Below are 25,720 nucleotides of genomic sequence, written 5' to 3'. Positions count from 1 at the left end.
GAAAAATATGCAATTAAATGAAGATACATATTCATATATTCACAGGGTTGCAGATCAAATAGAAGGATTAACGTGTGCTTTAATCGTATTTATAGAAAATGCAGGAACTTATCTGGAGTCATATCATTACGAAGCGTTTAATAGATTTTCAAATGAAATCAGAGATATGGAAATTTCTGTATCGGAAGAAATAAAAAATGAATTTCTAGATGTTAAGAGATCTATAGAAGAATTGACATTAGAAATTAGGGCATCAGATAGTTCTGTTAATCACTTAAAAATGCAATTGTCCGAAACGGAGGATATATTTTCTAGATTAGTAATTCATAGTCAGAATATACGAGAGATTAACTCCGATACATCAAATCCATATGTGCCAAATGCTTCGGATGAAGTATATAGAGCGTTTTCGGGATATAATACGTTACTGGATCAATATCAAGTAAATATACCAGACGAAAATGATTATATATGTACTCTAATGTATTCATTTTACTGCACGGTTAAAGGATTGTTTGAACAGCTGTTTAGTGAGTATGACACCATGTTACAAGAGTTTGGTGTTAATGTTGAAGAGAAGAAAAAAAGGCTTGCTATATTAACAACTATTAAAAAACGTGAAGGAAGACAGGATATTACAAAAGCATCTTTGGGTCTTGTAAAAACTACGGCTTTTGCAGCATTAGGTATTAAGAAAAAAAGCGATGTTGTTGATGCGGGAATTGGGCTGATTGCAAAAATAAGTAAGAATTTAGATGAATTGGATGAATTAAAATTTGCAAAACCCAAAAAATCTCTTGCAAGAAAAATAATTAAAGGGATTGCAGTATATAATGATGCAAAAGAATTGATTGATGGAGTTTGTGGAGTAGGAGAAGCTATTAACAAAGGAAGAGGAATTGATTTTGAAGTTCCTACACTGGAAAAGCTGAAGAAGGCTATTCCTACCACATTAGAAAATGCACAAGATATTGAAGAATGGAGAAAATCAGGAAAACTTGATGTTATTCAAGCAAAAATGAAGACAAGCGAAAGTCTTGTAAAAATGGGGAGTGCTATAGTAGGACAAAATCCTTATGCAGTTATAAAAGAAATTCCCGATTTAGGTACAAATGTATTAGATTTAGTTGAAAAAACAGCTAAGTATATGGTCAAAAATGATATACATGTTAAGCCGAAAGCTGTGGATAAAGTTCTTCATAAGTTAGGAAATGAGTTGGCTAAATATGAAAAGGAAGTGGAACAATATAAAATAGACAAAGAGAAAAAAATGTTAGCAGTAAAAAAACCCAAAGCACCACCGTTTATTATCGCAAAAGGAATTTTTGAAAAGTTAAAGGACGGGACTGATTTTTATGATGATATACATAAGGACCCGCTATCTGGAAGTGGAGGGGGTGGTGGTGGAGCATGGTAGGAAGTATTTTGCAAAAGAAAGGAAGTGGGATTGTTGAAAATTTTGGATGATTTTTATGCATATGTGGTATCGCAAGAGATAGACAAAAATGCTATTTATGAAGAAAGAGGGGATGGATTTGTAGTTGTTTCTTTCCCTGAAAGAGGAGAAAAAGATTGCATATATAATATTGCGATTGTCTTCTATGAAAATGAAAATGATGTGGAAATTTATGTCAGAAAACCAATAAAGGATTTTGATGAATTAACATTATTAAGAAAATTAAATACACTTAATTGTGAGTATACGGATGTAACATTTTTTGTGGATGATAATATGTTAACTGTTAAATCGTATTTGTCATCTCAAGGGAAACTAGAAAATGTGCTAATAAAAATGGTATCTGATGTACAGTTGGCACAAACTGAATTTGTAAGAATTTAAAATTGAACTAAAGAAAGGGTAAAATGATGTTTCGTGGATTTATGAATAAATTACGTTTGGGCGTAACAATTATAGTAGCTTTGTTTATTATTTCTGGTATTTGCGGAGTATTAGGAGTGACGGATGTATATAGAGGAAATAGCATCTTAGAGAAAATAGGAATGCTTATTATGACAGCTATATTTGTAGGAATTATGTATATAATCATTTATTATTGGTATGGTAAAGATAATCGATGTCCATCTTGTAAAAACCATTTTGCTTGAAAACAACCGGTGAAGAAGTTGTAAGTAAAGAGAATGTTTCTGTACTTGTAAATACTAATACAAGAAATCGAAAGGGAGAAGTCGTAGGCTCTCAAGAACAGTATGTCCCTGGAGAACGCATTACATATCGTGTTAATAAAGTTTGTAAAAAATGTGGAAAAACTTGTTATAGCACTTATAGAAGGGATATACCGAAGGTATAAGAGGAAAAATCATGACATTAAAAGAATATGGAGATCTCGTGGAAAAAGCCTTTAAAATTCAAAATTGGAATTATTCGAGGGACGAGAGAGGAGATAAAACAGTTTTTAATATTCGTTTCTCAGTAGATGAAAAAATGCATACTATTTGCAGAATAATTGTGAATGAAAAGGGTATATGTGATATGGAAGCAGCTTTTCCTTTTGAGTGTCCAGAGGATGAAAGGGTGTTGTTAAGTTATATTCTAATGGAATATAATTTTTCAAAGCGTTATGCAACTATCAGGGTTGACTTGAGTGATGGAGAGATAGTAAATAGTTATAGTTTTGATATGTTTCCATCTATGACACCAGAGTATATACTTAATAAATTTATGGTTGTAAAAGATATTGACGATGAAATTTATAAAGATGTTGAGGATGTATGTAATCATCGATATAGTGAAGATGAGTCAATCGATGAAACACCTACTGTGACAGAAAAAAAGGATAAATTTAAAATTGATCTATAAAAAAGAATTCTCTCTTTTGTAAAAAACTTGAATCGCCATTTTGTAAAAAATGGGCAGTTCCATTACGGAATTGCCCATTTTCAGAAAACGTATAATTATTCATCAATGTCTATTCGTTCAATCTTAAAAATTACAGGTCTTGTCCCATCGTTACAACAGGCAATCATGACCTTGTCATCATTCATCCAGCCGTGCATGATGCTTCCGCCTTGCAGTGCCGTGTAGATATACGGAAATCAAAAGATGCTACTTCCGGTAGCAGCAGAAATTGTTGATGAATGTGAGAAACTAATTCAGAGAATTGCAACACCGGGAATATGTGCTATTAATTGTGAAGAGGATGAATTTATACGTTTTGTACAGGGGAGAAAAGCTGTTGAATTTGTAAGTATGCACTTTGCTTCGAAGACTTCCAGAGAAGAAATTACAAAAAAAGTAAATCAGAGCGAATATGAAAAATACGATGCTGTATTTGTATATTGCAGCTGTTCATCAGCTATATCAAAAAATACACTTGTTGTTTTAGATTTTGCGAAATGGTTTGATTATGGGACAGATGAGAAGGGACGAAAAAGAGCAGAAGGAGCTTTTGAATTTAATGAGAAGTTGGATGGAATAGATGTTAAGTTGATTCTGTTTGAAAAAAATACTGCTATATAACCAATAGGCTCAGGGAATTTCCTCTGGGTCTTTCTTAAGATTCCTCGAAAATTGAGAATTACATATGTTCAATTCTTTGTATTAGGTATATATTTTGAAAAGTTATCCGGTTATACTGACAATATCAAAAGGCAGAACTGTTAGAATGAGGTGAGCAGATGGATACAGCACAGAGAATAAGGTTAATTCGGATGATTGAAAAAATAGAGAAGAACCCAAAATTCAGTAGTAAAATCGGTGTGAGAAATACATCTGAGTTTATATCAAGTAAACAATCAAAAAAATGAATGATTCAAATCATAACAGGAGTCAGAAGGAGTAGAATATGTTATCGTTACTATTTGCTATATGCATGATCTGGTTTATTGGAAAATTTTTTATATTTGGTGTAAAAGCATCCTGGGGAATCTTAAAGCTGCTCTGTACAGTTGTATTTTTCCCGGTGATTTTGATAGGAATGGTTGTTGGCGGACTGATTTATATTGCATTTCCATTGTTGATCATCGGTGGAATCATTGCACTTATATCATCTAACTCATAAAAATACGAGGAGGGAAGAAATTATGGGATATGATATAGAAAAAGAGAAACGAGAAGCGATTGAAGCAGGACAACGTGCGTTAAGTAGTCTTCGGACAGCAAAAGAAAACCTGAACAGTGCAAAAAATTGGGGCTTGGTGGATATGTTTGGCGGTGGATTCTTTTCTACGATGTTTAAACACTCCAAGATGGATCAAGCCAGACAAAATATGGAACAGGCGAAATATGATCTTCGTAATTTCAGTAGGGAATTAAATGATGTGAACATGACTTGTAATTTAAACATCAATACTGGAGACTTCTTATCTTTTGCAGATTATTTTTTTGATGGATTTGTTGTGGATTGGATGGTGCAGGATCGAATCAATAATGCCAGATATCAGGTGGAAGAAGCTATCCGCAGAACGGAATACATCATAAACCAGTTACAGCATATGTAAAGGAAAGAGGCAGTGGACCATAAATAGGTTCGCTGCCTTGTTTTTTCATACTTATTTCTGTTTCTTTTTTTCTTCTCTGAGCAATTCAATGTTTAGTCCCTGCTCTCCGGCTGTTTTGTCAACCCAGAGATTCAGAGAATCTATTGCCAGAGAAATTTCATCCAGTTTGTTACTGATAAAAGCAAAATCCTTGATCTCATCATCGCTGATCTTACCGTCACGGGCAATCTGGATCAGACGTGTGGTAAGAGGATTAATCTCATTCAGACTGGCAATGGTTTCCAGGATTATATTGGATAAGTCAGAAACTTCGACTTCCGGGACATAACGATGACCGATTTCGCATTTATGAGAGCAGTAATAATTGCAGAGATCCGGGCGCTTGTAAGCATCAGCCATCTGGATAATATCGTAAGGTGTAGGTTCCTGCATTTCATATTCAAATTTTTCAATTTTAGAATCAGAAACAGCAGTCATTTTTTCGCTGGCTTCTGATCTGGTAAGACCGGCTTCTTCCCGGCAAATCTGATAAATTGTTTTATTTTCTCTTGTAGATTGTTTCCCCATGAGAATAACCTCCCTGTATATCGCAAAACATGAGGATTATCGGGTAGTAAGTCCGCATGCTGTGCGTGTATTTCCTTTATGGATTTTATTATACTGGAAGCATCAGTAAACAACAAGGTTATAAATGGATAGGAAGCCAGAAAGACTGCTGGTTGCTAAAAAAATCGAAAATTACGTGGGATTTTTATGCCCCACCTATTGATATACACTGTAACCATCAAAGAAGATTAAATCATAAAATTCAAAGAAATGGAGGAGTTGGCAATGAAAGGTTTTAACACTGGTGATGGTTACATGGGATTGGTAGATGGTAAATATATCTTGTTTGCCAGTGAATCCGATTACTATGAATACATGAACGATTAAAGGAGGAGCTGCTATGAAAGGAATATTCGGAAGTATGTTTGATCTGAACCATGATGGAAATATTAGTCCACTGGAAAGTGCAATGGAATTTACCTTTCTAAATGAACTACTGAAAGACGATTCTGACGTACAGACGGAGTTAGAATTATCGGGCCTGGATCCAGACGAATTGGAGTTTATGGATGCAGATGAACGAAGAGAAGCACTAGAAGATGCCGGACTGGATCCGGATGAATATGATTTCTAAAGAAGGAGCGTTTACAATGGCAAAAGTATTTATCACACTGACAGGAACAAAACATTATTTCGGAAATGATTTTCTTGAAAAGGGTACGAAAATCAGACTGGAGAAAGAACCTAATAATGAGTATGACAAGGAAGCAATTAAAGTTACTTATGAAGGCCTTGGAAAAATCGGGTATGTGGCGAACAGCTCTTATACTGTTATTGGTGAGTCGATGAGTGCCGGACGTCTCTACGACAAGATTGGAGATGTTGCATATGCAAAGGTAATACTTGCTACACCAGCTGGGACAATCTGCAAAATTTGTAAAAAGAGTCTGGTAAAAGATGAGGAGCAATAATGAAAAACAAAGAGATATTGAGAAAAATCTATTATGAAAATAGAGCAATAAACAGAAATATTCAGCGTCTGGCTAATATCAGTTTAATTGGTTTGCTTGCAAGGTCAGCCAAAGAAGCAAAAGAAAGCGATGATGAACAAGGAAAAAATCTTGCAAAAGCAGGGCTGCTCTTAGTAGTTATTTCGGAAGCCCTGATAATAATTAGTGATATTCTAGATCATCGGAAAATGAAAATCGAAGAGAAAATAGAAAAGTGTGAGTAAGGGAGAAGAAATGTATACAAAAGAACAGAATGAAGAAATCAGAAGATTGTTCCTCAGACGAACGGAAAAAGATTAAAGAAGAATTAAAGCCATATATGGATCAGCTTCCAGAATATACACATTTGGTTACTGAGCTATTCAGAGAATAACGTATTTTAATCTGTAATAAACAGGATATAAATTTTTTTAGGAGGAACGAACAAATGAGTAAAAAAGAAGGATATAGCAGAAAAGGATTATTTGGAGAAATCAAGCATTATGATGCGAATGGAAGAAAGGTCGGAGAAAGTAAACCCAATATCTTGGGAGGATATAGCAATTACGATACAAATGGTCATAAAACCGGTGAGAGTAGACCTGGCATCTTTGGAGGAATGAATCATTATGACAGCCACGGACAAAAAACTGGATCAACCAGACCTGGTATATTGGGTGGAGCAAATCATTATGATGACAAAGGGCATAAAACTGGTCACAGCAATCCTGGAATATTAGGTGGCTGGAACCACTACGATGACTGATACTTAAGAAAGAAGGAGTCAACATGTACAATCTGATCATAGATCTGGAAATGTGTAATGTGCCGAGAGATTATCGGCAGAGATCTTATAAATATGCAAACGAAACCATACAGATTGGTGCAGTATTATTGGATGAAAATTTTAAAAGGATCAGTACACTCTGTCAATATGTACACCCGGAATATGGAGTTATCGATCATTTTATTGAATCATTGACTGGTATTAGGAATTCGCAGGTGAAAAATGCTCCACGGATACAGGAAGCATTGTTACATATGATTGACTGGCTTGGAGAACGGGAGTATAAGATCTATGCATGGAGCGAATCTGACAGAGATCAGATTGTGCATGAGATTAAAGCAAAGAAAATCACGGACGAAAAGCTTCTTGCTTTTGTAGAAAAAGAGAACTGGATTAACTATCAGGCAGTTTTTACAAAGAGATATGAATTAACCAGACAGCTTAGTTTGGAAGAAGCATTGGGGCGGGCAGAAATCGAACCGTAAGGAAGATTCCATGATGGATTAGATGATGCAGTAAATACCGGTTATCTGATTGAAAAGCTGGAACTGAATCCGGACTATCAGTTAGTTATGAGATGCCGGAAAAGCCGACAGAACATCTTTCGTGTAATCTTGGAGAATTGCTTGCAGAGTTGAATTTACAACTGGTCTAGTATGGATAGGTTACGTAGATTACAAAAGCTGAAAACAGTTTATTTTTCGATAAGTTTTGTGTGAAAAGATGCATTATATGTCTCCCACCTATGGTATACTTGAGTTATCATTTGGTGAAGAACATTATATGGAAAAACTCACAGGACTTGATCAATGCAGTAAAGTTGATTCTGAGCAGGTAATTATTGACTGGATAATAAAGTCGGAAAGGGATGGTATGAATATGAGTGATGCTATAACACTAAATTATTATAATAGTAATGCTGCTGTTTTTTCTGAAACTACAAAGAATGTAGATTTTTCGGAAGTACAGCAAATATTCACAAAGCATCTCTCTCCGGATGCTTTTATTTTGGATTTTGGTTGTGGATCTGGACGTGATACAAAGTATTTTCTAAATCATGGTTATCATGTAACCGCAACAGATGGATCAGATGTGCTTTGTAAAATGGCAACTGAATACACAGGCATCCAAGTAAAACAGATGCTGTTTGAAGAACTTGATGACCGAAATCAATATGATGGAATCTGGGCATGTGCTTCCATTCTTCATCTATCCAGAGAAAAATTACCAGATATATTTCATAAAATGCATCAAGCATTAAAAACGAATGGCATAATTTATACATCGTTCAAATATGGTACATTTGAAGGTGAACGAAATGGTCGATATTTTACGGATTTTACAGAAGGGCTGTTTGAAGAGTTTGTAAGACAGATTTCTGGACTACAGATAGAAAAAATGTGGATCACCGGAGATGTGAGAGAAGGAAGAGGTGATGAAAGATGGTTGAATATATTGCTTCGCAAGACAGATGTTTGTTGAATATTGAAGCAAACTATTATAATCAACTGGATATTGAAGCTTTTTCTCAGATGATGAAAGATCCCTCTTATTGCTACAAGTTTTACTGGCTGGAGGCCGTGGTACATATTATTTCAGAAGGAAAAAATGAGACAACATTTGATGAGATTATTGATGAAATGATAGCGAATGCTTGGTATTCAGTACGAGAATTTCATATTCACCTTAGTGGAATACAGGCAGATGGATTGGTTAGAGATGGTCTGGAAAGGGCAATTTTGCAGCTGACAGAACTTAGTAATCTTCAAGCAAATGCATCTAAGATCGAAATAAAGAATGCTATTCGGGAACATCAGACAGATTTAAAGAAAACAAAAGAACAGTTGACTAATATGGTGCCATATAGAGCACTGGCAGGTTTTTTTACAAGGAGTAATGAAGTACCGGACTGGGGAAGTGTCAAACGCATTACAGCGTACATTCAAAAGATAAATGAATTGGTAACTCCTTTGCCATATGTATTGGGTGATAGCAGCAAATTAAAAAAAGAGGTGCATTTTCATCCAGACTGGGTAGCAATGATTCAAGATAATACAGTTAATATCCTTGGCTGGATTCAATATGAAAAAGTGAAATGGCTTCAAAATAATAATCCTGAAGTGCCTGGCCTGATTTATAAGCTTGCTCCAATGGATGAAAAAATGCGAAAGCTGTCAAATGTGCGGAAGTTGTGGCAGGGAATTATGAAAGTGCAGGAAATAAGAGATGTTTTCACGGGACAGCCAGTAAAAGAAAAGCAGTATGATGTAGATCATTTTATTCCATGGTCTTTTGTAATGAATGATGAGTTGTGGAATCTGATGCCGATGGACTCTTCCTTAAATTCGTCAAAAAGCAATCGATTACCAAAGTGGAATCCTTTTTTTGAAGTTTTTGCCGGAAACCAGTATCTGATGTATGAAATGATAAATGAAAGACCGGAACTTCATAAACGATTTAAAGCATGTTATCGGGATAATCTGCATTCTATCTGGGCTGGTCAGGAATTGTACCGTAAAGGTAATTCAAAAGAAGTTTTTTATAACATTCTAGAAAAGAACATGATGCCGGTATATGATTCGGCTAGAAGACAGGGATATGAAATCTGGAACTATGGATAGAAGGAGATCATGATACGATGGGATTGTTTGGTTTATCTCGGAAAGAAAAAGATACTTGGGCACCCATTGTGATTCAAGGAATTAAGCCGGATATGCAGGTTGATGATGCTCTTTTAAAGAATGCTACAGAAAGCTATATATGTCAGCATATTCGAATTTTGGAAGAAAGTGCTCGTCTTGTGTTAGAATCTAAAAATAACAAAACAAGAGAAGACAGATATGAGTTAGCATTACAACATTTTAGCGCATTGTCAAAAATCCGGAAGTATGCCGATAAAAATCAGAAAAAAAGGATTGTGGATGCACAGGACTATTTCATGATTATGAATGAATATTATAAACATCCAGAACGTATCAGAAATCAGGAAAAGCAGAAATTGAAAAGACAGAAACGAGATTCGTTTTGGGAATCTTATGGAACGCTGGAAATCTTAGATGATATTCGATGATCATAACAAGAATTAAAGAGAGGCAGCGGAAAATCCGTTGCCTCCTTTTGGTATGACGATATTTAATCCAACTCTGCCCCCAGCTCATACCTCCAATACTCCGCCGCCTCATACTCCCTAGGTCTTGAGAGTATCGGTACGGTAAAGAGTTCAACTGGAATACCAAGCGTTGATGCGAAGAGTTTCATAAGATCCTCTTTTGGTGTTCGGACATCGCTTTCATACTGAGCAATCCGGACATCAGCACAGCTGTCGGGAAATCCAACAGCCATGCCAAGTTCTTTCTGGGTGAGATGATTTTTCTGTCTTAAGTGTTTTAATTTTCTTCTAAATGTAATCATAGTATTATTCTCCTGAGCTTTCGAAAGCCCCGGTTCCTCGTTCTTCACCGAGGTCCAGGACAAAGTCTGCGATCACGACCGGTGTAATTACCAGCTGACCGACGCGAGTGTCTTTATGAATGGTCTGAGAAGATGTGCTCACGTTGCTTATAATGGCATGGATCTCACCACGATAACCGGAGTCAATCGGTGGAAGTTCACATACCAGTCCTTTTGCTGCCATGCTGCTTCGTGGAAAGACATATCCGGCAAATCCATCCGGGATGATGAGACCGAATCCTAGTGGGATTCTTGCAACCTCACCTGGTTTTAATACGCAATCATAAGGCATGAATACATCAGCATCGGCATCATTTTCATGTGGTCGGAAGGGATGATGATTTGCTTTCAGCCCAAAGTCAATCAGTTTAATCTTTATGGCTGTTCACCTCCTTCCTGATGAGCAATCCATGACAGTTTTCTTAAATGTGTTCATGAATTTATCAGTGGAACGATGCTTGTAACCGGTGGCTTCCTCATGTGGTTTATCCATATAAGGCTGCCTTTATATTTTTGCTGATACTTGCGGCTGTATGGATGAACTTTTACAGGAGGAAACGCAATGATAAAGTCAAAATTCAAAAGAGTCACGTCGCTTTTCTTGGCGACCCTTATGTGTGTGACCACTTTTGCCAGATAATTTTCATAATGTATATCAACGTTGGAAAAATGGGAAAATAACAGGTACAACGGCAGCAAAAGAATGTAATATGCCGTTATCAACTTTTCGATATCGAGCAGAAATTTCGAAAAAGCTAGATTATTGTAAGGTGGGTATTTTACATGAAAGTGTACTTTTTGACAAACGATTTTTACTGTTGTAGAAGCACTTCTGTCATTGGAAGATAGGCTGTTTTATGATAATATGGAATGGTAAAGAAAAAAGTGAGCATTTTACAGGAAGGTACAGATACTTGCACCGGAAAGTGTGAAAGAACAGTACAGACAGATGATTGCAAAAGCCGATGAGGGTATGCAGGAAAGCGAATAATGTAGATTTGACTTATAAGACTATGAAGCGAGGTAGTGGATATGGAAAAAGACCCGTTTAAGGAATATTTGAGGGAGTCTGAACCGGATAAAGCTCATAAGGGTTATGCTTGGAGTACGGCAATCGGACTTCAGGCAGTGGACGGACTTAAACCATCTAAATATCTGATTGATACTGCCATTCAGAATATTGAAGGCAAAATCACGATGAAAGAAGCACAGACCCTTATCGACAGTTATTATGAAGAAAGACCTGTCCATTTGTCTGATGATGAACGTACCGAAGAAGCGGATAAGGTTTCGTCCCGTATCGCAGAAATTCTTTCTGAAACAGCGTTCTCATTTTCGCCAAACGAGTATATCTCTATCCACCGTAAACTTTTTCAGGGTATTTATAAACACGCCGGAAAGATTAGAGATTACAACATCACAAAGAAAGAATGGGTGCTTGATGGAGCAACCGTTATGTACGGCAGTGTTCTTCATCAAATATTTAAAGACGCTTGGGTTCTCTGCAACCAATGATATTTTTGCAGAAAATGCGTGGTATTTCAGAAATGCACTTGTCCGTGCAAATTATACGAATCTGCAAAAAGGCATTCACGAAACAACAGAGTATCTGGAAGCGTTTCTCAGAAATCTACTTTTGAACGAGAAAAACGAGCTTCATAATCGAAAACTTCATATAAGTGGACTTTTGAACGAAGAAAAAGTGGACATTGGGGATAAAAAAGTGGACATTCAAGATGAAAAAGTGGATATTGAAAGTGTACTTTCCGAAAAAAGTAGTGATTTTTCGGTAAAAACGACGATTCATATCCATAGACTTTTTGAGAAGTTTGGCTTTGATGAGGTGTTTGGAAGAAGTGCGGTTATGGAACTTCTTGAGCTGAAAGGTTCAGGTGCTTCAAAACTTCTTTCCAATTTGGTAAAGGCAGATATTATTGAACCAGTATCCGGTTACGGAAAAGGAAAATATAAATTCAAGAAGTAATTAGAAATTCCAAGGAGCGATGGCTATGGAGAATAAATTAGAAAAAATCGGTCAAAATAGTTTTATGGATAATTTTGTTAAAACTGATGACATCTTAAATGATATGTGTGGGATTATTGAGTCCTCACAAAAAGCTGCATATCAGGCTGTCAATACATTGCTTGTGCAGAGAAATTGGTTGATTGGTTACAGAATAGCAGAAGAAGAATTAGGTGGAGATGAACGCTCGGAGTATGGGTTAGAGGTAATAAAGAAAATTTCTAAAGAACTGACTCAGCGATATGGAAAAGGATATGATAGAAGTAATTTATATCATTGTCTGAAGTTTTATAAAACCTTTCCTGAAATTGTCGACACGGCGTGTAGACAATCCGGCGTTCTGCTTTCGTGGTCGCATTATAGAACATTATTACAGGTCAAAGACCTTGAAGCTCGTGACTGGTATGAGAAAGAAGCCGCAGAACAGACTTGGAGTGTCCGTACCTTGCAGAGGAACATTTCTTCTCAGTATTATTATCGTATGCTGGGGACTCAGAAAAAAGAGCTTGTAGAAAGTGAAATGAAGGAACTGACTGCACCGTATCAGAATGATAAGTTGGAGTTCATCAAAAATCCGGTAGTTGCGGAGTTCTTAGGATTTTCGCAGAATACAGATTTTACAGAGAGCGACCTTGAGAAAAGTATTCTTTCCAATTTGCAGAAATTTTTGATGGAGCTTGGAAAGGGATATGCTTTTGTGGCAAGGCAACAGCACATTCACACGGAGAAGCAGGACTACTATATCGACCTTGTATTCTACAATTACATACTGAAATGCTTTGTCCTTATTGATTTGAAAACAGAGAAGATAACACATCAAGATGTAGGACAGATGGATATGTATATCCGTATGTATGATGAACTGAAACGCAGCGAGGACGATAACCCAACAATCGGTATTGTCCTTTGTTCTGATACAGATGATGATATTGCCCGTTATTCTGTTATGCACGGCAATGAACAATTATTTGCTTCCAAGTACAAATTATACTTACCGACAAAAGAAGAACTGAGAGCGGAGATTGAAACCCAAAAGGCAATGTTTTATCTTCAGCAGCAGGATAACGAAGAAAAGGAAACAGAATAGAATTTGTGCAGACGGTCTGCACAAATTGCAAAATCTAAGGTCATTGAACAAAAAAATCAGGAGTTCATGCCTTTGTCATTACAAAACATAGTGTATCCGCTTCTTGTCAAAACGATCCTGCTGAGTATGAACCGCTTCCGGATAGCCGCATGGAATAATAGCGAAAGCGTCCAGATTTTCAGGCACGTTCAATACTGTACGGACAGCCTTCATTCGTTCTTTCAGAAGAGCAATTCCAAGCCAGACAGCACCTAGTCCGAGGGCGTCTGCTTCCAGTAAGAGATTTTCTACAGAAGCACTCATATCAACCATACCATTTCCTAATCCAGAAACAAAGTATCCGCATAAAATTGTGACAGCGGCAAATACAAAGGAAATGGAAATAATCCTGAGTGCCGGAATGCCAAGCACCAGCATTTCCGGGCTTGCGGAGAATAGCTGTAATAATTGTTTTGGTAAAGTACAGAAGATATCTGCCAGTTTGTTTTTGGTGTTCATGTGACCTCCTGTTTGGTAAAAAAATAAGCGCGAAATCGGTGAGGATAAGCTGTTCCTCGTGATTTCACGCTTTAAAAGCCGGCTTGGTTTCTTTATTTCGTGCCTATGATAATGCATAAAAGAGAAAAAATGCAAGAAAATTTTTGTTTGACATTTTTTTAAAAGAAAAATATAATAACTTATAAACGAGTGGCAAACTAGCGTAAATCCAGTTTTGCTACTCGTTTTTTTGTGCGCATGCTGTTGCACATTATGAAAATATATAATGCATTTTAAAGTGTGTAGCTTATCAGCGTAAGTCCAGCTTATGAGGTAAGTGCACACTTTTTTTATGTAGAAAAGGGAGGCTGAATCCTCTCCTCACCAAAGGGTTTGGATTTTGCTTCGCAAAACAAGGAGGATTATAAAATGGCAGAAAGTAACAAGATGAAGGAGATGCCGGTAAATAAGCTCATGGTTCAGATGGGAATACCGATGATCTTATCTATGGCATTGCAGGCGGTTTACAACATTGTAGACAGTGCATTTGTTGGAAACATGAGATCAGGAAGTGAGGCGGCACTTAATGCACTTACACTGGTATTTCCGGTTCAGATGCTCATGGTAGCAGTTGGAATCGGAACAGGTGTGGGAACAAATGCACTTCTTGCAAGAACACTTGGACAGGGAAATGGTAAAAAAGCAGCAAAAGTTGCGGGAAACAGTTTGTTTCTTGGGGTGATTATTTATGCGGTGTGCCTGTTGTTTGGAATTTTCGGAGTAAGAGCATATATTTCATCACAGACAATTGACCCTGAAGTTATATCAATGGGAACAAACTACTTAAGAATATGCTGCGTAATTTCATTTGGAATTATTTTCTTTTCGATATTTGAAAAACTCTTACAGGCAACAGGACGTTCACTATATTCTACAATCGGTCAGGTTGTGGGTGCGGTGGTAAATATTATCCTTGATCCGATCATGATTTATGGTATTGGACCGGTTCCTGAAATGGGAGTGAAGGGAGCTGCATATGCAACTGTTATTGGACAGGTTGCGTCTGCAATATTATTGTTTGTATTTCATATGAAACTGAATAAGGAATTTGAACATGATGTAGAGTATATGAAACCGGATAGCGGAATAATCAAGGAAATATATGCAATTGGACTTCCTGCAATTATTGCACAGGCACTTATGTCTATCATGGTATATGTGATGAATCTGATTTTGAAATTCAGTCCTTCCGCACAGACTGCATATGGATTGTTCTATAAAGTACAGCAGTTTGTATTATTCCTTGCCTTTGGGCTTAGAGATGCAATCACTCCGATTATTGCATTTGCTTATGGTATGAGAAGTAAAAAGAGAATTCAGGATGGAATCAGGTATGGACTGCTCTATACCGTTGTACTAATGATTCTAGGAATTGCAATTACGGAAATTTTCCCTGGAGCTTTTGCAACTTTGTTCAATGCAGGACAGTCAAGGGAATATTTTATCGGAGCAATGAGGATAATCTCAATAAGCTTTCTGTTTGCTGGAATAAATGTTGCTTATCAGGGAATTTATCAGGCACTGGATGGCGGCGTTGAATCATTGGTTATCTCTCTTCTGAGACAGCTTATCATTATCCTGCCACTGGCTGGAATTTTTTCTGCGTTTGTCAGAAATGGTCAGATGGGAGTTTTCCTTATCTGGTGGGCATTTCCAATAACTGAGGTTATTTCATGTCTGGTAGGATATGTATTTTTAAAGAGAATCAGAAAGAATAAAGTAGATGTTTTAAAATAAGGAGGAATAAAAAATGGCAAAAAGAATTATTACAATCAGCAGAGAGTTTGGAAGCGGTGGTCGATTTATCGGTGAAGAAGTGGCAAAGAAGCTTGGCATTGCGTATTATGATAAGGATATCATTGGACAGATTGCAGAACAGTCAGGATTGTCACCAGAGTATATTAAAGAAAATGCAGAGTTATCCCCAAAGAAAGGCTTATTTGCATATGCATTTGCCGGACGTGACATTACAGGAAAGTCCATAGAAGATATCGTATATGAGGCACAGAGAAAAGTTATTTTGAAGTTGGCCCAAAAGGAGCCTTGTGTAATCATTGGAAGAAATGCTGATTATATTCTTAAAGACAGGGATGATGTGTTAAATGTGTTTATTCATGGGGATATGCCGGAAAAAATACAGCGTATCATGGGATTATATAATGTTGAAAAGAAGGAAGCTGTCAAAATGATGACAGACACAGATAAAAGACGTATGACAAATTATAACTTTTACACCGAGCAGAAATGGGGAAAAGCCAGTAATTATACGTTGTGCCTGAACAGTTCACAGCTTGGATATGACAGGTGTGAGAAGATAATTATGGAATGCGATATGATGTAAAAGGGAAATCCTATTTTGACTCGCCAAATAAATATTACTGCGAAGATATTGGACTTGGAAATGCAAGAATAGGTTCCCGTCGGCAGGAAATGACTCATATAATGGAGAATATCATATATAATGAGTTGAATATCAGGCAGTTTTCTGTTGATGTTTTGTGATCGCATGCGCCAAATAGAAGAAAGCTAAGACGGAATCAATACACATGCACAATATCCGCTGGCAGGTTGAAAACAGTAGATGGTCAGAGTCTTGTCGATTTCCGGACTATAATCCTGCAGGATATGCTTATTGCCGTTTAACGCTACATCCGCATAAGTAACAAGCCATTTTTTATCTCCATTTTCAAAGACTTCATAAAAGGAACGATTTAACATTTCTGAAACGGGAATGCCCTCAACAACAGCCTGTGTAAATCTTTCGGGTTGATGATAAAATCGTAGGTTTATAGAATACAAAAATATAAAGAAATAGATATTGATTACTTCACATCCTTTTCCGGTACATTCAATAGCACGACCGCTGCGATCGTAAAGCAAAGCCCCAATACGGAGAGCAGACTTGGCGTCTCGGAGTAGAGCACTGCGCCGAAAATCATAGCGGCAGCAGGCTCACTGGATGCGAGGATGGAAGCTTTGCCGGTTTCCATATAGCGCATGGAAAGCGAGAAAAGCGCATACGGAAGGACAGAGGAGATCAGCGCATGTACAAACATGACACCGGCATAGGAGAAATAAGCCGGTGTGCATAAAGCACGGATAGTATGCATATTTGAAAATGGAAGCATGGACAGTCCGGAAAATAAAGTACCATAGAAAGTAATCGTCAGGAAATGATAGTTTTTCTGTGTCATGCGTTTGCTGACAAGGCTATATGAGGCATAGAAAAAGCAGGCGAGAAGACCGCAGACGATGCCGCGGACAGACCATGCAAGTCCGCCTTTTTCAAATACACCACTGACCAGTACGCAGCCGGTGAGCGCCAGAATGACGCAGCCGGTTTTGCGTCCTGTGATTTTTTCATGGAAAAATATTGCCGCCAGAAACAGTACAAAAACCGGACACATGGCAAGAAGAACTGCCGCAAGTGCCAGAGAACTGCTGGAAACCGAAATATTATAAAAAATGCTGAGTGCCGTCATTCCGATCATGCCGCTCGCAATAAAAAGCCAGAGATCCTTAAGGTTTACATGGAACAGAGAGCGGTTGTAGATGAGCATACAGATGCCTGTAATGAGAGCTGCGAGAAGCATACGGCAGCTGATGATCGTGAAATTATCAACTCCGGCATTTTCCAGAGTTCGGACAAAAATTCCTGTAGCGCCCCAGCAGATGCCGGAGAGAAAGGGAAGAATCCCAGTATATTTTTTTGCTTTTAATAATGTTTGTGCTTTCATGTTAATTAATTTCCTTATCAATCTGTGTTGCAATTCGTATTTCATGGAATTATCATACCACAAAAGCATGACATTAGGGTCAAAAGTATTTTACAGAGAAGAAAGGGTGTGCTAAAATAGACCGGAAAATATCCGAAGGACAGAAACTTAAATTAAAGTGAAAGCAAAGAGCGAAAGAGAGTAAGAAGCGTAAGATGAAAGATTTAACAAAAGGAAAACCATCGGTACTTGTATTTACATTTGCAGTACCGATTTTTTTAGGAAATTTACTACAATTGACATACAGTCTTGCCGATACACGAATCGTCGGCTCCTTCCTTGGAGGAAATGCACTTGCAGCAGTCGGAGCAACGAGCACGTTAAGTGGACTGATTATCGGTTTCCTGCTTGGATTGTCAAATGGATTTGCCATTATCACGGCACAGAAATTCGGCGCCGGAGATATCGAACAGATGCGGAAATCATTTGCCCAGTCGTTAGTTCTTGGAACAGGAATTTCGGTATTCTTTACTGTGCTTGGACTTGCATTTCTGCGACAAATTCTGCAATTCTTAAATATACCGGAAAAATTGCTGCCAATGGCAAGATCTTACATTATTATTATCATAGCCGGGCTGCTTGCAACCTTTTTATATGATGCCTGTGCGGCAGTGTTGCGTGCCATCGGGGACACTGTGACACCGCTCATTATTCTCGCAGTATCGGTCGCGTTAAATATCGCCGGAGATTTATTTTTCGTAGTTGTACTGCACAGTGGTGTGAGAGGTGCGGCAATCGCAACCGTTCTTGCACAAGGGCTGGCATTTGTCATCTGCTGGTTTTACATGATGCACAAATACGAAATTCTCCGCCTGTCAAAGGAAGACTTCTGTCATGTCAATCCGGCCATGCGAAAGGAAATGTTAAGCGCCGGTCTGTCGATGGGATTTATGAGTTCCCTTATCAATATCGGATCGCTGACCTTGCAGACGGCAATCAATCAGCTTGGAAAAGAAATTATTATTGCACACACGGCGGCAAGAAAATTGTCGGAAATGTTTATGATCATGTTCAGCGTATTTGGGCAGACGATGGCAACCTACTGCGGTCAGAATATGGGCGCAGGCAAGATGGACCGTGTAAAGCAGGGAATCAAAGTGGCACTTCTGTATACATTTATCTGGTCGGCTATGTCTGCAGTCGCAAGTTATACGATCGGTGATTTCCTTGTCTATCTCGTAACAGGAACGCACAATAAAATTGTGCTTCTGAATGCGACTAACTATTTGAAATTCAATACCATTTTTTATTTCGTGACAACGATCATCTGTATTTTGCGAAATGCGATGCAGGGACTTGGCGATCATGTAACACCGCTTGTGTCCAGTTCTCTGGAAATGATCGGGAAAATTATCATTGCTTTTACACTGGTGCCGTGGCTTGGCTATACAGGAGTGATTCTCGCGGAGCCGCTGGTCTGGTTTATTATGGTAATTCCGCTGCTGATACAGATTTTTCGCATGCCTGCATTTAAAAAGACTGAAAAAATACAATAAAAGAAAATAATGGTCTGAAAATAATTGACGAAAGCTTCTTTAGTAAAGTATAATTTTTATATGGGGTAGTAAGAAATGGAGGAATAATATGTGGAAAGGAAATAAGACCTGGTGGGAGCAGCTTGCAACCGGTATTCTGATAATTGCGCTGGCTGTTACATTTTCACTGAGTGGATGGATCGGTGTTAAGGCAAGGAGTGTTTCAAGACCGAATCTGAATACGACCAGCCTCTATATGTATGCAGGACAGAATGAGAAACTTGCCGTGAATAATACGAGGGCAAGAGCCAAATGGTCCAGTAGCAACACGAAGGTTGCGCAGGTCAGCCCAAGAGGAATGGTGCGTGCGGTCAGAACCGGCAGATGTCTGATTTCCGCGAAAGTCAAGGGTAAGACATTAAAGTGTCGTGTGCAGGTTGTCACAAAGCAGAGATACTAAGATGCTCTTTCTAAGAAAAGTTGTGTGATTAGAAGGCTTTTCTTAATGTAGAGATAAAAAACAAATTGGGAGGAAGAAGGCATGAAAGAAAACAGAAGAAACGTATGGAAACGTCTGTCGGCAGGGTTACTGGTGATTGCAATGGCGGTGACGCTTGCATTTGGTGGCTGGAGTGGGGAAGCAAAAGCAGCCGTTAAACCAAAACTCAGCAAGACAAGTGCTGCAATGTATCCGGGACAGAGTACGAAACTGAAAGTGAAGAATACAAGTGCCAAAATCAAATGGTCCAGCAGCAATAAGAAAATTGCAAAGGTCAGTTCCAAAGGAACAGTAAAAGCAGTAAAACTTGGCAAATGTACAATTACTGCAAAAGTAAAAGGTAAGAAATTAAAATGTAAAGTGGCAGTTGTCACAAAGGAAAATTACCGTGCGAGAAAGCTGTATGATCTGGTAAGAGAAAAAGGAAAAAATCAGGGCGATGGAATGTACATGCTTTCCATGACTTCTAAACAAGGAAAAAATAATGAAAAAGATATTAATATTATTGCATATCCCCAAAAATGGCAGATGGAATTCAGTTATATAGACATGAACGAAAAAGCGGACAAGATGACAGGTACAGCAATCATGATGGATATCGTAAAAGATAAAGCAGGGGAATTACAAATAATTGATATGAAACTTAAGGAAGATTATGTTATCTTTATTTTAGGAAAGCTTGACAAATCTTACGATGGAAACCGTAAGGGAATGAATTTGACAAAATGTTTGGAAGGTGAACTGATGAGCGAAAGTGATGATGAACTGGAGTACAGCGGAAAGCCTCGTGAAAAAGACTGGACAAAAGCAGTCAGCTATACAAAAACAGCATTCAAATACTACGATAAACTTTTAGGAAAATACGGCTATTCCATGAAGAAAATCGGATTTACAAAATACTAAAAAAAGTGAACAAAGAGAATAGATAAGGCAGGTCAATTTGACCTGCCTTGTTATTATTATAACCTCCGCTTCAACATCTCCGGATTCGTCGCATAAGTCAGCGCAGTATCCTTGGCGATCGTACCATCCTTATAAAGTTTCAAGAGGCTCGCATCCATGGAAATCAGTTCCGGTGTGGCGGAAGAATAGATCATACCATCAATCTGCGGGATTTTATTATCACGGATCATATTGCGGATGGCAGGTGTTACCGTCATAATTTCAAATGCCGGAACTTGGTGTCCGCCAATAGTAGGGACAAGCTGCTGTGATATAACAGCCTGCAGAACCATGGATAACTGGACTGCAATCTGTCGTTGCTGGTTCGGCGGGAATACATCGATGATACGGTCGATCGTATTGGCGGCACCGATCGTATGTAAAGTTGAGAAAATCAGGTGTCCGGTTTCGGCAGCCGTCATGGCAACCTGTATCGTCTCGAAATCACGCATTTCGCCAAGGAGAATGACATCCGGGCTCTGGCGCAGAGATGCACGCAACGCCGTTACATAGCTGACGGTATCGACAGAAATCTCGCGCTGGCTGACAATACTTTTATTGTGGCGGTGAAGAAATTCCAGTGGATCTTCCAGTGTGATAATGTGTTCATGGCGTGTCTGGTTGATGTGGTCGATCACGCAGGCAAGTGTTGTAGATTTACCGCTTCCGGCAGGACCGGTGACGAGTACCAGACCTTTGGAAAAGTCGGCAAAATCAATGATCTGCTGAGGGATTCCCTGCTCCTTTGCATCCGGCAGAGAGAACGAGATCACTCGGATGACGGCGGATAGAGAACCTCTCTGTTTGAAGGCACTGACACGGAAACGGGAAAGTCCCGGAATGGAAAATGAAAAATCATCATCTCCGGTAGCAAGAAGTGTCTGCATGTCGCGCTCATTTGCCATCTGGTAAATCTGTTTAATAATCTCGGCAGTATCATTCGGTTTCAGGCGTTCTTCATCCTCATGTACAATGATGCCATTTAACCGCATGGAAACCGGAAGCCCGGCAACGATAAAAACATCGGAAGCGTTGGAGCTTACCGTTTTTTCAAGTAATTGTGAAGCGAGTGTTATCATAAATAAAAGTCTCCTTTTTATTTTTTAAGTAAGTTCAAAGAATTGTCTCCGTTCCAGTCTGCAGTTGAAAGTGTCTGCCAGCCAGTGATGCGGTACAGATCAGGAGTTGCAGTTTTTGCAGAGGAGAGGCTGCGTTTGTCTGTCTGCTCAGACGGATGCAGAATCAGCAGGCGTGTCTGCAATGCCTGTTTATCATTGATCTTCGTCTGATAAGTCAATGTAAGGAAATCCGAAGTTCTCTTTAAAGTAATATCCGAATTGTTTTTATAATGCTGTTTGATATTTTTGTAATATCCGGCAATATCGGAAGTCTGAAGGTAACAGTTTTTAAGTACCTGATCGATTTTTGCAAGAGTCTCTTCCGCACGACCTGATGCTTTGTAATACTCCTGCGCATGAGTGGCGGATTTCCGGGCGGTCTGATAATCCGAAGCGGCACTGGAAAGTGACAGCGCTGCAAAGGTGATCATACACAATACAATGAAGATCATCAGCAGAGTGACCGATCCGATATTTGTAATTGGAAAATTTTTCTGTTTTGAACCTGATGTATTCATAATCATCAATCCTTTGCGTAGCGCTTTAGTGTTAAATGTGTAATTTCAGAAGCTGCCCTGCCTGACTGTTTCTCAGAAGATTTACTGGAAGATATACTGGCAGTGCCTTCTGCGAGGCGCAGAGCTTTGATCTGAAAATGGCACATGGAATCTTCTTTATCTGTTGTCTGTAACTGAATCTGGTAGAATGCTTTTTCCGGCAGGCAGGATTTCCAGTCTGTATCATAATAAATAACAGCGTTTCTGCCATCCATTTCACAGGCCGGAAATTCACTTTCAAGAGTCTCTGAAAATGTCTTTTCATCTTTTAACTCTGCCGCGTCTATTGTATTTAAAAGCCCGGCAACATCTTCCAGACGGGAAAGCGCCTGTTCCGTTTCGGTAGCCTGTGTACTCAGTGTATGTGCTTTGACGAAAGTGCGCAGGCATACAGCACCGGTCAGTGCAAAAAACAGTATGGCGATCATAATTTCCAGCAGAAAGATGCCGGAGCGCTTGTGATTCTGTTGTTTCATGAATGGCTCCTTTCTGCAAGCAGGCGGCTGACTTGTGTGCCATTTTTTTCGGTTATCATAATGCGGTACAGTCCGTTTTTCTTTCGTGTGACGGTCAGATCACGGGCTTCGATCACTTTCTTTCCAGCTTTAAGAGAAGCGTCAGCGTCATCTCGTACGACCAGTTCTTTCAGCCACCCGCCATCTGTATAGAGATATGTTGTATAGCCGGTAGTATCTGTATTTCCGTTATTATCAGCAGAAGTATCAGCCGGCATGTGGAAAGCAAGACATTCCATGCCTTCACGTTTCTCGACAGATACAACGCCGTATGTGTCATTTGCGCGAAATTTTTCCGTAATATAGGAAAGTGGTGTGGTAGTCTGGTAATTTTTATCTGCCTGTTCCGTCTGTGCGGCGTAAATACGTGCAGACAGAAGCAGTACGATCAGTGCGGAAACCGCAAATACAAGTAAAAGTGTCAGCGGAAATATAAAGTCTATCATATGTTTTCTCGAACGTTCAAAACGCATTAGTTTCCGCCTCCTTTCCGGATGATCGTAACGTCAGGCATAATATTGGCGCCCAATGGCTGGTAATCCACAAAATATTTGGAAGAGTCATAAGTCAGGCCATAATGTTTTTTCAAATATGTCAGACTCTCCGGATAAGTGCCTTCCTGCGCATAACAGCGGGTGATATCGCGGGTAACGGCAGACTGCAGCGTTTCCATCTCGTTTTTCTCCATGTCTTTCTGGACGGATACGATTCCGTATGAGAAAAATCCAAAGACAGCAAGAAATAAAGCGATGGAAATCAGAACATTCCGCAAATATGAAGTTTGCCGGTTTTTAATAAAACGACGGGACATCTTTAGTCGTTCCTTTCTATCTTGATGTATCAATTACCGGGGAACAGATTTCTTATTCATGTTAAGAAACCAGGTATTATAATGTTGCCATGATGCTGATGAGTGGTAGCATGACAGACAGAAGAATGATGCCGACGATCACGGACAGAATGATGACAAGTGTCGGTTCGATCGCAGTGATCATTCTGGAGAGCCGGTTATCGATCTCTTCTTCGTACTGTCCGGCGATCTTGTTCATCACTTCTTCCAACACACCGGTCTTAGAACCGATGGATGCCATTTTGGCATAAATTCCTGAGAAAATGTGATTGGAAAGAAGTGTTTCGCACAGATCTTCGCCATTTGTAACTGCTTCGGAGCAGGCTTCCAGACGGGTGCGGAAAGCTCCTTTCTTGATAAGTGGAATGGAGAGTTTCAGACATTCCGCAGGTGTCAGTCCGCTGCTTAAAGTCAGTGCCATACCACTTGCAAAACGACATGCGCCGATTTGATCCTGAAGAGAACGGCCGCCGTGAAGTTTTCCCATAAATCCAAGGAGCAGCTGGTGTCCACGTTTTGTCCAGAACAGGTAAGCAGCGCCGGCAGCAAGCAGTACAAGGACAATGCCGCAGACGACGATGTGTGCGTTTAAGAACTGACCAAATCGCAGGATACCCAGTGATAATCCGCTCATTTCTCTGCCGAGCTGGGCAAATACCTGATTGAAGATCGGCATAACTCTTGTCACCAGTACAAGGATGACGAGGATCATCATAAAGATCATAAGTAAAGGATAGGTAACTGCATTGTGGATCGTCTGGTTTAGCGCAGCTTCTTTCTCATAATAGTCCGCAAGGGAAGTCATAACTTCATCCAGTTTTCCTGCCTGTTCCCCAATCTGTACCATCTGGATCATATAGTCCGGAAATGCGTGTGTATCTTCTAGTGCAAGGTGCAGGGAACCGGTATTCAGAAGCATGGTGTTGATGCTTTCCAGTAATCTCTTCTCTTCTGGTTCGGTTGTATCTTCCAGCATGATAGAAATTCCCTCTATAGAAGAAATACCGGATCGCAGGATCATAGCAATCTGCGAACAGAATGCCGCGGTCTCGGCATTGGAGAGAGGCGTGTGTGTCTCGGTCATAATTACTCCTTTCCGGGTTACAGCAGTTTTGTATGCCTGGTATATCATAACCCGATCATTGTATTTAATAGTTGAATTTCACAACGTAATGATTTTTGTCATTTACATATTTCTTGACGGACTCTTTGTCGTTGCTGGCGGCAAGTGTTGGATCCATAAGTTGCCAGTCTTTTCCGTCAAATTTGATGATATCATCCACCCAGCCTTTGTCATCTACATAAGTGCTGATCCAGGCGTGGTAAGTTTCACCGGCATAACCGACTTCCAGTTTGGTCGGAATCCGCTGGGAACGCAGCATGGAAGTCATAAGAGCTGCATAATCGAAACAGATGCCTTTGCCGGTTTTCAAAGTTTCATCTACATTTGGAATATATCCATAAGAAACGTTTTCAGCTTTGGCGTTATCGTAAGCGACATGTTTCGTCACATAGTTATAAACATTCTGTACGACTTCCAGATCCGTCCATGTATTTTCCGCAAGTTTCTGCCCTTTTTTTACTGCATTTGATTTCGCAGTGAACCAGACATACTGGTTCGGGTAGAGGAAAGGAAGAAACCTATCCTCGATCTTTGCGGAAATGGTCTGCTCCAGAGCGACTGCATAAGAATCTCCGCTTACATTTTCCAGAATACTGAGTGAATAACTGCCATTTCCGGCATTGAGTGGAAATGCCATATAACCGGCGTCTTTACTCAGAAGATAAGTATAATTTGCTTGATCCGGTCCGGCAATCTGTAATTTTACTTTGGATTTGCCGCCGGTATATTTTACCATGATATATGCTTCGGAAATATGTGACGCATCGATGGATGCACTGTTATTTTTGTAAATTTTTTTGCCGGGGGCAGACGGAGATAATACTTTTGGCGTGGAATCACGCTTTGGCCCGGAATGATCGACTTCATTTGAATGGGAAGACGAACAGCCGGATAATACAAAAAGAAGAATCCCGATAAGTAATATAACAGGCAAAGCATGTGATGTCTTTTTCATAGTCATATCGGGATTCTCCTTTTTAAAATGTAC

34 protein-coding genes and 2 pseudogenes are annotated in these 25,720 nt (G+C 39.2%); 23 read left to right on the top strand and 13 right to left on the bottom strand.

Features of this window, described 5'->3' with window-relative positions:
* Nucleotides 1–7: 7 nt before the first annotated feature.
* From DWY31_RS05570 to DWY31_RS05555, 4 genes are all read left to right on the top strand, one after another.
* Nucleotides 8–1,417, top strand: a complete 1,410-nt coding sequence (locus DWY31_RS05570) for a hypothetical protein (protein WP_118519749.1) — start codon at nt 8–10, stop codon at nt 1,415–1,417.
* Nucleotides 1,418–1,450: 33 nt separating this feature from the next.
* Nucleotides 1,451–1,840, top strand: coding sequence for a hypothetical protein (locus tag DWY31_RS05565; protein WP_118519748.1), 390 nt, complete (start codon nt 1,451–1,453; stop codon nt 1,838–1,840).
* Nucleotides 1,841–1,881: 41 nt separating this feature from the next.
* The gene (locus tag DWY31_RS05560) at nt 1,882–2,106 is read left to right on the top strand and encodes a hypothetical protein (RefSeq protein WP_147364890.1); all 225 of its coding nucleotides are present in this window, start codon (nt 1,882–1,884) and stop codon (nt 2,104–2,106) included.
* Nucleotides 2,107–2,320: 214 nt separating this feature from the next.
* Nucleotides 2,321–2,818, top strand: a complete 498-nt coding sequence (locus DWY31_RS05555; protein WP_118519746.1) for a hypothetical protein — start codon at nt 2,321–2,323, stop codon at nt 2,816–2,818.
* Nucleotides 2,819–2,913: 95 nt separating this feature from the next.
* Here the strand turns inward: DWY31_RS05555 and DWY31_RS05550 are convergent, their stop codons facing one another.
* The gene (locus DWY31_RS05550; RefSeq protein WP_279220067.1) at nt 2,914–3,045 is read right to left on the bottom strand and encodes a TIGR04076 family protein; all 132 of its coding nucleotides are present in this window, start codon (nt 3,043–3,045) and stop codon (nt 2,914–2,916) included.
* A 16-nt stretch (nt 3,046–3,061) separates the two neighbouring features.
* Here DWY31_RS05550 and DWY31_RS05545 point away from each other — a divergent pair, with 16 nt between their 5' ends.
* The 3 genes from DWY31_RS05545 (at nt 3,062) to DWY31_RS05535 (ending at nt 4,458) form a co-directional block, all read left to right on the top strand.
* Nucleotides 3,062–3,478 carry a hypothetical protein gene (locus tag DWY31_RS05545; protein ID WP_118519745.1) on the top strand — a complete coding sequence of 139 codons (417 nt, stop codon included), beginning with the start codon at nt 3,062–3,064 and terminating at the stop codon, nt 3,476–3,478.
* 325 nt (nt 3,479–3,803) lie between these two features.
* A complete protein-coding gene (locus DWY31_RS05540; protein ID WP_028087389.1) occupies nt 3,804–4,019 on the top strand; it encodes a hypothetical protein in 216 nt (71 codons plus the stop codon).
* A 22-nt stretch (nt 4,020–4,041) separates the two neighbouring features.
* Nucleotides 4,042–4,458 carry a hypothetical protein gene (locus DWY31_RS05535; RefSeq protein WP_118519744.1) on the top strand — a complete coding sequence of 139 codons (417 nt, stop codon included), beginning with the start codon at nt 4,042–4,044 and terminating at the stop codon, nt 4,456–4,458.
* 51 nt (nt 4,459–4,509) lie between these two features.
* Here DWY31_RS05535 and DWY31_RS05530 read toward each other — a convergent pair whose 3' ends face one another.
* Nucleotides 4,510–5,025, bottom strand: a complete 516-nt coding sequence (locus DWY31_RS05530) for a helix-turn-helix domain-containing protein (protein WP_028087387.1) — start codon at nt 5,023–5,025, stop codon at nt 4,510–4,512.
* A gap of 379 nt (nt 5,026–5,404) precedes the next feature.
* Here DWY31_RS05530 and DWY31_RS05525 point away from each other — a divergent pair, with 379 nt between their 5' ends.
* The 8 genes from DWY31_RS05525 to DWY31_RS05490 all read left to right on the top strand — a co-directional run bounded on the left by DWY31_RS05525 (nt 5,405) and on the right by DWY31_RS05490 (nt 9,850).
* Nucleotides 5,405–5,638: a hypothetical protein gene (locus DWY31_RS05525; RefSeq protein WP_118519743.1), complete on the top strand. Its 234-nt coding sequence runs from the start codon at nt 5,405–5,407 to the stop codon at nt 5,636–5,638.
* Between the two features lie 16 nt (nt 5,639–5,654).
* A complete protein-coding gene (locus DWY31_RS05520; RefSeq protein WP_118519834.1) occupies nt 5,655–5,975 on the top strand; it encodes an HIRAN domain-containing protein in 321 nt (106 codons plus the stop codon).
* Nucleotides 5,975–6,238: a hypothetical protein gene (locus DWY31_RS05515; RefSeq protein WP_117537674.1), complete on the top strand. Its 264-nt coding sequence runs from the start codon at nt 5,975–5,977 to the stop codon at nt 6,236–6,238. The genes DWY31_RS05520 and DWY31_RS05515 overlap by 1 nt, the downstream gene beginning before the upstream one ends.
* Nucleotides 6,239–6,441: 203 nt before the next feature.
* Complete coding sequence (locus tag DWY31_RS05510; protein WP_199671927.1) at nt 6,442–6,759, top strand: hypothetical protein; 318 nt, start codon at nt 6,442–6,444, stop codon at nt 6,757–6,759.
* Nucleotides 6,760–6,782: 23 nt separating this feature from the next.
* Nucleotides 6,783–7,265, top strand: a complete 483-nt coding sequence (locus tag DWY31_RS05505; protein ID WP_243060436.1) for a 3'-5' exonuclease — start codon at nt 6,783–6,785, stop codon at nt 7,263–7,265.
* A gap of 394 nt (nt 7,266–7,659) precedes the next feature.
* A complete protein-coding gene (locus DWY31_RS05500; RefSeq protein WP_118519831.1) occupies nt 7,660–8,262 on the top strand; it encodes a class I SAM-dependent methyltransferase in 603 nt (200 codons plus the stop codon).
* Nucleotides 8,223–9,401: an HNH endonuclease domain-containing protein gene (locus DWY31_RS14015; protein ID WP_199671925.1), complete on the top strand. Its 1,179-nt coding sequence runs from the start codon at nt 8,223–8,225 to the stop codon at nt 9,399–9,401. Before DWY31_RS05500 ends, DWY31_RS14015 begins: the two co-directional genes overlap by 40 nt.
* Before the next feature lie 17 nt (nt 9,402–9,418).
* Nucleotides 9,419–9,850: a hypothetical protein gene (locus tag DWY31_RS05490; RefSeq protein WP_118519742.1), complete on the top strand. Its 432-nt coding sequence runs from the start codon at nt 9,419–9,421 to the stop codon at nt 9,848–9,850.
* 62 nt (nt 9,851–9,912) lie between these two features.
* On the opposite strand, the gene DWY31_RS05485 is transcribed toward DWY31_RS05490, so the two are convergent.
* Together DWY31_RS05485 and DWY31_RS05480 are read right to left on the bottom strand one after the other, a co-directional pair.
* On the bottom strand, nt 9,913–10,191 hold the full coding sequence (locus tag DWY31_RS05485) for a helix-turn-helix domain-containing protein (RefSeq protein ID WP_118519741.1): 279 nt from the start codon (nt 10,189–10,191) through the stop codon (nt 9,913–9,915).
* Between the two features lie 4 nt (nt 10,192–10,195).
* Nucleotides 10,196–10,582 carry a dCTP deaminase domain-containing protein gene (locus DWY31_RS05480; protein WP_279220066.1) on the bottom strand — a complete coding sequence of 129 codons (387 nt, stop codon included), beginning with the start codon at nt 10,580–10,582 and terminating at the stop codon, nt 10,196–10,198.
* 680 nt (nt 10,583–11,262) lie between these two features.
* On the opposite strand from DWY31_RS05480, the pseudogene DWY31_RS14470 reads away from it, so the two are divergent.
* Both DWY31_RS14470 and DWY31_RS05465 read left to right on the top strand, forming a co-directional pair.
* Nucleotides 11,263–12,214 (top strand): annotated as a pseudogene (locus DWY31_RS14470) (Fic family protein).
* 25 nt (nt 12,215–12,239) lie between these two features.
* On the top strand, nt 12,240–13,340 hold the full coding sequence (locus DWY31_RS05465) for a PDDEXK nuclease domain-containing protein (protein WP_330422611.1): 1,101 nt from the start codon (nt 12,240–12,242) through the stop codon (nt 13,338–13,340).
* Between the two features lie 78 nt (nt 13,341–13,418).
* Here DWY31_RS05465 and DWY31_RS14590 read toward each other — a convergent pair whose 3' ends face one another.
* On the bottom strand, nt 13,419–13,838 hold the full coding sequence (locus tag DWY31_RS14590) for a nitroreductase family protein (RefSeq protein ID WP_243060430.1): 420 nt from the start codon (nt 13,836–13,838) through the stop codon (nt 13,419–13,421).
* Between the two features lie 408 nt (nt 13,839–14,246).
* On the opposite strand from DWY31_RS14590, the gene DWY31_RS05455 reads away from it, so the two are divergent.
* From DWY31_RS05455 to DWY31_RS14460, 3 genes and pseudogenes are all read left to right on the top strand, one after another.
* On the top strand, nt 14,247–15,614 hold the full coding sequence (locus tag DWY31_RS05455; protein WP_118519739.1) for an MATE family efflux transporter: 1,368 nt from the start codon (nt 14,247–14,249) through the stop codon (nt 15,612–15,614).
* Nucleotides 15,615–15,627: 13 nt separating this feature from the next.
* Nucleotides 15,628–16,218, top strand: coding sequence for a cytidylate kinase-like family protein (locus DWY31_RS05450; protein ID WP_118288081.1), 591 nt, complete (start codon nt 15,628–15,630; stop codon nt 16,216–16,218).
* A pseudogene (locus DWY31_RS14460) lies at nt 16,206–16,373 on the top strand (ATP-binding protein); the annotation flags it as partial. The gene DWY31_RS05450 and the pseudogene DWY31_RS14460, both read left to right, overlap by 13 nt.
* Nucleotides 16,374–16,699: 326 nt before the next feature.
* Here the strand turns inward: DWY31_RS14460 and DWY31_RS05435 are convergent.
* Nucleotides 16,700–17,614, bottom strand: a complete 915-nt coding sequence (locus tag DWY31_RS05435; RefSeq protein WP_158575488.1) for a DMT family transporter — start codon at nt 17,612–17,614, stop codon at nt 16,700–16,702.
* Between the two features lie 194 nt (nt 17,615–17,808).
* On the opposite strand from DWY31_RS05435, the gene DWY31_RS05430 reads away from it, so the two are divergent.
* The 3 genes from DWY31_RS05430 (at nt 17,809) to DWY31_RS05420 (ending at nt 20,530) form a co-directional block, all read left to right on the top strand.
* Nucleotides 17,809–19,149, top strand: coding sequence for an MATE family efflux transporter (locus DWY31_RS05430; protein WP_118519737.1), 1,341 nt, complete (start codon nt 17,809–17,811; stop codon nt 19,147–19,149).
* An 88-nt stretch (nt 19,150–19,237) separates the two neighbouring features.
* The gene (locus DWY31_RS05425) at nt 19,238–19,588 is read left to right on the top strand and encodes an Ig-like domain-containing protein (RefSeq protein WP_118519736.1); all 351 of its coding nucleotides are present in this window, start codon (nt 19,238–19,240) and stop codon (nt 19,586–19,588) included.
* An 81-nt stretch (nt 19,589–19,669) separates the two neighbouring features.
* Nucleotides 19,670–20,530 (top strand): Ig-like domain-containing protein, encoded by an 861-nt coding sequence (locus DWY31_RS05420; protein WP_118519735.1) that lies wholly within the window; start codon nt 19,670–19,672, stop codon nt 20,528–20,530.
* A 56-nt stretch (nt 20,531–20,586) separates the two neighbouring features.
* Here DWY31_RS05420 and DWY31_RS05415 read toward each other — a convergent pair whose 3' ends face one another.
* From DWY31_RS05415 to DWY31_RS05385, 7 genes are all read right to left on the bottom strand, one after another.
* Nucleotides 20,587–21,648 (bottom strand): type IV pilus twitching motility protein PilT, encoded by a 1,062-nt coding sequence (locus tag DWY31_RS05415; RefSeq protein WP_118519734.1) that lies wholly within the window; start codon nt 21,646–21,648, stop codon nt 20,587–20,589.
* 17 nt (nt 21,649–21,665) lie between these two features.
* Nucleotides 21,666–22,205 carry a hypothetical protein gene (locus DWY31_RS05410; protein ID WP_118519733.1) on the bottom strand — a complete coding sequence of 180 codons (540 nt, stop codon included), beginning with the start codon at nt 22,203–22,205 and terminating at the stop codon, nt 21,666–21,668.
* Between the two features lie 5 nt (nt 22,206–22,210).
* Nucleotides 22,211–22,720, bottom strand: a complete 510-nt coding sequence (locus DWY31_RS05405) for a PulJ/GspJ family protein (RefSeq protein ID WP_118519732.1) — start codon at nt 22,718–22,720, stop codon at nt 22,211–22,213.
* Nucleotides 22,717–23,232, bottom strand: a complete 516-nt coding sequence (locus DWY31_RS05400) for a DUF4860 domain-containing protein (RefSeq protein WP_118519731.1) — start codon at nt 23,230–23,232, stop codon at nt 22,717–22,719. Before DWY31_RS05400 ends, DWY31_RS05405 begins: the two co-directional genes overlap by 4 nt.
* The gene (locus DWY31_RS14140; RefSeq protein ID WP_243060429.1) at nt 23,232–23,432 is read right to left on the bottom strand and encodes a hypothetical protein; all 201 of its coding nucleotides are present in this window, start codon (nt 23,430–23,432) and stop codon (nt 23,232–23,234) included. Before DWY31_RS14140 ends, DWY31_RS05400 begins: the two co-directional genes overlap by 1 nt.
* Before the next feature lie 214 nt (nt 23,433–23,646).
* Complete coding sequence (locus DWY31_RS05390; protein ID WP_021861490.1) at nt 23,647–24,693, bottom strand: type II secretion system F family protein; 1,047 nt, start codon at nt 24,691–24,693, stop codon at nt 23,647–23,649.
* A gap of 64 nt (nt 24,694–24,757) precedes the next feature.
* The gene (locus DWY31_RS05385; RefSeq protein ID WP_243060427.1) at nt 24,758–25,693 is read right to left on the bottom strand and encodes a transglutaminase domain-containing protein; all 936 of its coding nucleotides are present in this window, start codon (nt 25,691–25,693) and stop codon (nt 24,758–24,760) included.
* Nucleotides 25,694–25,720: the final 27 nt, after the last annotated feature.

Source organism: Dorea sp. AF24-7LB (assembly GCF_003478575.1).
GTDB classification, from domain to species: Bacteria; Bacillota; Clostridia; order Lachnospirales; family Lachnospiraceae; genus Dorea_D; species Dorea_D hominis.
The sequence above is the reverse complement of the archived record's forward strand: the minus strand, read 5'-3'. Positions and strand labels throughout refer to the sequence as shown.